This window comes from uncultured Bacteroides sp. (genome assembly GCF_902491285.1).
Lineage (GTDB): Bacteria > Bacteroidota > Bacteroidia > Bacteroidales > Bacteroidaceae > Bacteroides.
The window spans coordinates 1-5,741 of sequence record NZ_CABUHK010000151.1 but is presented as its reverse complement, the minus strand read 5'-3'; the positions used below and the strand labels follow the sequence as shown (position 1 = coordinate 5,741).

The window sequence follows — 5,741 nt, the reverse complement described above, 5'->3', positions numbered from 1 at the left end:
GTTTTCTTTGTAATCTCGTTTACAATATCTGCTTTAGTCATTTTTCCTTAAAAAAAATATTATTACTATGTTATTGCTAATTTTTTGGACTGCAAATATATAGCTTTTTAAGCTCCTAAAAAAATATATTATGCACATTTTTCTAAAAAAATGGTGGCGTTGGGTTTTCTTAGAACCAAAAGAGTTACTTTTGTGTGGCTTTTGAATAGTATATGCAAGATAAATGTTAGATGATACATGAAGACCGGTCTTATAAATGAGTTTACTGAAGCGATTATAAAGTGGTATGAGGAGAATAAACGTGAATTGCCCTGGCGGGAGTCTTCCGATCCGTATCTGATATGGATTTCGGAGATTATCCTTCAGCAGACGCGTGTGGTGCAGGGGTATGATTATTTTCTTCGTTTCGTCAAGCGTTTTCCCGACGTGCAGACATTGGCGGATGCAGATGAGGATGAGGTGATGAAATATTGGCAGGGGTTGGGTTATTATTCACGTGCCCGGAATCTTCATGCTGCCGCTAAAAGCATGAACGGGATTTTCCCGAAAACGTATGCGGAAGTGCTGGCTTTGAAGGGAGTGGGGGAGTACACGGCTGCGGCTGTCTGTTCGTTTGCTTATGGCATGCCTTATGCGGTAGTGGACGGAAATGTGTATCGTGTACTTTCACGTTATTTCGGCATCGACACGCCGATTGATTCGACAGAGGGGAAGAAGCTCTTTGCGGCTTTGGCGGATGAGATGCTGGACAGGAAGCGGCCGGCTCTTTATAATCAGGGGATTATGGATTTCGGGGCGATTCAGTGTACTCCGCAGTCGCCTAATTGCTTGTTTTGTCCGTTGGCGGATAGTTGTTCGGCTCTTTCGAAAGGGTTAGTCGGTAAACTGCCGGTGAAGCAGCATAAGACGAAAACGACAAACCGTTATTTTAATTATATTTATGTACGTGCGGGCGCGTATACCTTTATTAATAAACGGACGGAAGATGATATCTGGAAGAATCTGTTTGAGTTGCCTTTGATTGAGACTCCGGTGGCTTTGTCGGAAGAAGAGTTTTTGGCTTTGCCTGAGTTCCGGGCATTCTTTGCGGCGGAAGAACGGTCGGTACAGCCAGTGATACGCTCGGTTTGTAGAGAGGTGAAGCATGTGTTGTCTCACCGGGTGATTTATGCTAACTTCTATGAAGTGGTATTACCCGAAGAGACGGCTTCTTTCAGTAAGTTTCAGAAAATAAAGGCGGAAGATTTGGAGCAATATGCTGTTTCCAGGTTGGTACACGCTTTTATAGAGAAGCATATCGAATCAAAATAAAAGTTACAACAATTCTTGCATCCTATTGTTATTCTGTTTAATTTTGGCAGCGCATTTGAAACTAAGAATAATAAACTTGATACATATATGTCAGTAAATAAAGTGATATTGCTAGGAAACGTGGGACAAGATCCACGGGTGAAATACTTCGATGCAGGTTCGGCTGTGGCAACTTTCTCGTTAGCTACGACAGAACGTGGCTACACGTTGGCTAATGGAACCCAAATTCCTGACAGAACAGAGTGGCATAATATCGTTGCGTCTAACCGTTGGGCGGAAATTGTAGATAAGTATGTACACAAAGGGGAAAAGTTGTATCTGGAAGGAAAGATTAGGACTCGTTCTTACACCGATCAGGCAGGTGCTACGCGCTATGTTACCGAGATTTATGTAGATTATATGGAAATGCTGTCTCCGAAAGGAGCTAATCCGGGTGCTTTTGCTTCTGCACAGCAACCTAGTGTCGGTCAGCCACAGCAGTCGCAACAGCCACAGCAATCCCAACAAATGCAGCAGCCGCAGCAAATGCAGCAGTCGCAACCTGTACAAAATAATCCGGCAGACGACTTGCCGTTCTAAATAATGTGATAGTGTGCCGATAGGTTTTCGCAGGCAGATTGGCACATTATCTTTTGTTAAACTAAAATATATACTCTTTGGACTCAGATGGTTATTTAAGCCAATTGGCTGATATTTTCAACGGTATTACCGTAAACACTCCTTCTATCTCTGCTATTATCGCCATAGTACTGGCAGGTGTGCTCCTGCTTGCTTCCGGTTTTGCTTCGGCTTCTGAAATCGCTTTTTTCTCGCTTTCTCCTTCAGACCGGAATGATATTGACGAACGCAATCATCCTTCCGATGATAAAATAAGTGCCCTTCTTGGTGACTCTGAACGTCTTCTGGCAACGATATTGATTACTAACAATTTTGTGAATGTAACCATTATCATGCTCTGCAACTTCTTCTTTATGAATGTTTTTGTTTTTCATTCTCCGTTGGCAGAGTTCTTGATACTGACCGTAATACTTACTTTTCTGTTGCTCCTGTTCGGCGAGATTATGCCGAAGATTTATTCGGCACAGAAGACCTTGACTTTTTGCCGTTTCTCCGCACCGGGTATTTATTATCTGGAAAAAATATTTCATCCGATAGCTACTGTCCTGGTACGTTCTACAACTTTTCTGAACAAGCATTTTGCCAAGAAGAACCATAATATTTCTGTTGACGAACTGTCTCACGCGCTGGAACTGACGGATAAGGCGGAACTTTCTGAAGAGAATAATATCCTGGAAGGAATTATCCGTTTCGGTGGAGAGACTGTGAAGGAAGTTATGACATCACGTCTGGATATGGTCGATTTGGATATCCGTACACCTTTCAAGGAAGTGATGCAGTGTATCATCGAAAATGCTTATTCGCGTATTCCTATTTATACCGGTTCGCGGGATAATATCAAGGGGGTATTGTATATCAAGGATCTTCTTCCTCATGTGAGCAAAGGGGATAATTTTCGTTGGCAGTCATTGATTCGTCCGGCTTATTTTGTGCCGGAAACGAAGATGATTGATGATTTGCTTCGTGATTTCCAGGCAAATAAGATTCATATTGCCATCGTTGTAGATGAGTTCGGGGGAACTTCCGGACTGGTGACGATGGAAGATATTATCGAAGAGATAGTAGGGGAAATCCATGATGAGTATGACGATGAAGAACGTACATACGTCGTGTTGAATGACCACACTTGGATATTTGAAGCAAAAACGCAGTTGACAGATTTTTATAAGATTGCGAAAGTAGATGAGGATGAGTTTGAAAAAGTGGTGGGGGATGCCGATACTTTGGCAGGTATGTTGCTCGAGATTAAAGGTGAGTTTCCGGCATTGCACGAGAAAGTGACTTATCACAATTACGAGTTTGAGGTATTGGAGATGGATAGCCGCCGTATTTTGAAAGTCAAGTTCACGATTCTGCCCAAGGATACGGAAGGGGCGGAAGAGAAAGAATAATCCTTGAAAGTAGAATTACGAAAATAGAATTACGAAAATAGAATCACGAAAGTATAATCAGGCAAACGTAAGATGGCGTTATTTCTGCAACATAAGACGGACGATATACAGTGGGCTGTCTGGAAGATGGAAGAGTCTTTGGATGCATTATTGGCTCTTTTGCCCGATGCGCGAAGAATCTTCTGCGAACAGGAACTGAACCGCTTTGTCTCCGAACGTCGTAAGATGGAATGGCTGTCCGTTCGTGTTTTGCTGTATTCTATGTTACGGGAGGATAAGGAAATTGGTTATTCTTCCGAGGGAAAGCCTTATCTGGCGGATCGTTCTTTCTTTATCAGTATTTCTCATACCAAAGGATATGTGGCTGTGATGCTTGGCTCCCGGAGTGCTGTCGGCATTGATATTGAGCAATATGGTCAACGTGTCCATCGGGTATCCGACCGCTATGTCCGTTCTGACGAACAGGCGGAAACTTATCAGGGAGATACAACTTGGAGCCTGTTATTGCATTGGTCTGCAAAGGAAGCGGTTTTTAAACGTATGGAAGATGCCGACGCTGATCTTCGTAAGCTCCGTTTGGCACATTTTGTTCCTCAGGAAGAGGGCACGTTTCAAGTTCAGGAGTTTGTGACGGGATTACAAAAACTTTATACTGTTGGTTATCGTATCCATCCGGATTTTGTGTTGACATGGACGATGAACTGAATAGAAAGAGAAAATCGGGAAACGGTGAATAATAAGTGGGGAATCCGGTTGTTATTCACCGTTTCTTGATTTGATTACTTATCTTGTTTTTTAGATAGATAGTTTTTCCAATTGGACGGTGAAGTGTCGCATCAGCGGGGCTTCCCAAGCGATACGTACTCCGCGGGTAATGCTTTCTCTGCGTTCATATACATTCTTGAGGGCGGCGGCTATCACGTTCATATGATTGTCTGTGTACACCCTGCGGGGGATGGCAAGACGCAGTAAATCGAGTCCGTTGAATCGGTTTTCGTGAGTAATCGGGTCACGGTCGGCAAGGATATAGCCGATTTCGCATCCGCGGATACCGGCTTCCAGATAGAGTTCGATAGTCAGTGTCTGTGCCGGAAATTCTTCCTTGGGTACGTGTGTCAGCACTTTGGGCGCATCAATGAAAATGGCATGACCGCCGGCAGGACGCTGATAGGGGATTCCGTATTCATCCAGTTTCTTTGCCAGGTATTCTACTTGCTTGATGCGTGTTTCGAGATTATCGAATTCTGTGTTTTCGTCCAGTCCGATGGCGAGTGCGTTCATGTCCCGTCCGTTCATTCCGCCGTAAGTGAGATACCCTTCGTATTGCACGCAGAAACCTTTTGCACCTTCATACCAGTCTTCACGGCGTGTGGCTATGAAGCCGCCCATGTTGACGATTCCGTCTTTTTTGGCACTCATTGTCATGCCGTCGGCAAGGGCGAACATCTCTTTCGTAATTTCTTTGATGGATTTATCTTGGTAACCTTCTTCGCGCATTTTGATAAAGTAAGCGTTTTCTGCGAAGCGTGCGGAGTCGAAAAGTACCGGCTTGCCGTATTTGTCGGCGATGGCTCTTACTTCACGCAGGTTTTGCATGGATACAGGTTGTCCGCCGGCTGTGTTGTTGGTGATGGTTACGATGATAAAGGGGATACGTTCTGCATGTTCGGTCAGGGCTTTTTGCAGTTTGTCAGGGTCTACATTTCCTTTGAACGGGAGTTCTAGCTGTGTCTGTTTGGCTGCATCAATGGTGCAGTCTAATGCGGTGGCATGGCGTCCTTCGATGTGTCCTTTGGTGGTGTCGAAGTGTGAATTGCCGGGTATGATGTCTCCTTCGTGTACCAAATAGGAGAAAAGTACATTTTCTGCGGCACGTCCCTGGTGCGTCGGGATGATATACTCAAATCCGGTCAGTTTCGTAATCATCTCTTTCAGTTTGAAGAAAGAGGTTGCTCCGGCATAGCTTTCATCGCCGAGCATCATTCCGGCCCATTGGCGGTCGCTCATGGCTCCTGTTCCTGAGTCGGTTATGAGGTCTATATAAACTTGTTCTGATTTGAGTTGGAAGACGTTGTAATGTGCTTCTTTAATCCATTGCTCACGTTCTTCACGAGTACTTTTACGGATGGGTTCTACCATCTTTATTTTCCATGATTCGGCAAAAGGTAATTCCATTGTAGTATATTTAAGTGTTTTACTCGACGAATGTAGTGGTAATTTGTGAAAGATGCAAAGGAATAATGACTTTTTGTTAGTCGTGCGGTTGCGAAATATTTCTTTAAATGCAGGAGTGATGAATATAAAAGGAATTCTGATATGAAAAGAGTCAGGCTTCCTTTTCCGAAGACTGACTCTTTTAAGATTATTATTGCTGTCCGATAAACCTTTTTATTGCAAGATAAAATTAGGGTCGATTCCATT

At 43.7% G+C, this 5,741-nt stretch carries 5 protein-coding genes; 4 read left to right on the top strand and 1 reads right to left on the bottom strand.

The features are described 5' to 3' along the window. The first annotated feature begins 252 nt into the window (after positions 1-252). The 4 genes from mutY (at position 253) to RDN93_RS21515 (ending at position 4,025) form a co-directional block, all read left to right on the top strand. Entirely contained in the window at positions 253-1,311 is a 1,059-nt protein-coding gene (gene mutY / locus RDN93_RS21530; protein WP_308747371.1) for an A/G-specific adenine glycosylase, read from the top strand. Positions 1,312-1,398: 87 nt separating this feature from the next. Further along, positions 1,399-1,890 (top strand): single-stranded DNA-binding protein, encoded by a 492-nt coding sequence (locus RDN93_RS21525; RefSeq protein ID WP_308747370.1) that lies wholly within the window; start codon positions 1,399-1,401, stop codon positions 1,888-1,890. Between the two features lie 77 nt (positions 1,891-1,967). Then, positions 1,968-3,320, top strand: a complete 1,353-nt coding sequence (locus RDN93_RS21520; RefSeq protein ID WP_308747369.1) for a gliding motility-associated protein GldE — start codon at positions 1,968-1,970, stop codon at positions 3,318-3,320. A 72-nt stretch (positions 3,321-3,392) separates the two neighbouring features. Then, positions 3,393-4,025 (top strand): 4'-phosphopantetheinyl transferase superfamily protein, encoded by a 633-nt coding sequence (locus RDN93_RS21515; protein ID WP_308747368.1) that lies wholly within the window; start codon positions 3,393-3,395, stop codon positions 4,023-4,025. Between the two features lie 90 nt (positions 4,026-4,115). Here the strand turns inward: RDN93_RS21515 and RDN93_RS21510 are convergent, their stop codons facing one another. Further along, positions 4,116-5,495 carry a tryptophanase gene (locus tag RDN93_RS21510; protein WP_308747367.1) on the bottom strand — a complete coding sequence of 460 codons (1,380 nt, stop codon included), beginning with the start codon at positions 5,493-5,495 and terminating at the stop codon, positions 4,116-4,118. Positions 5,496-5,741: the final 246 nt, after the last annotated feature.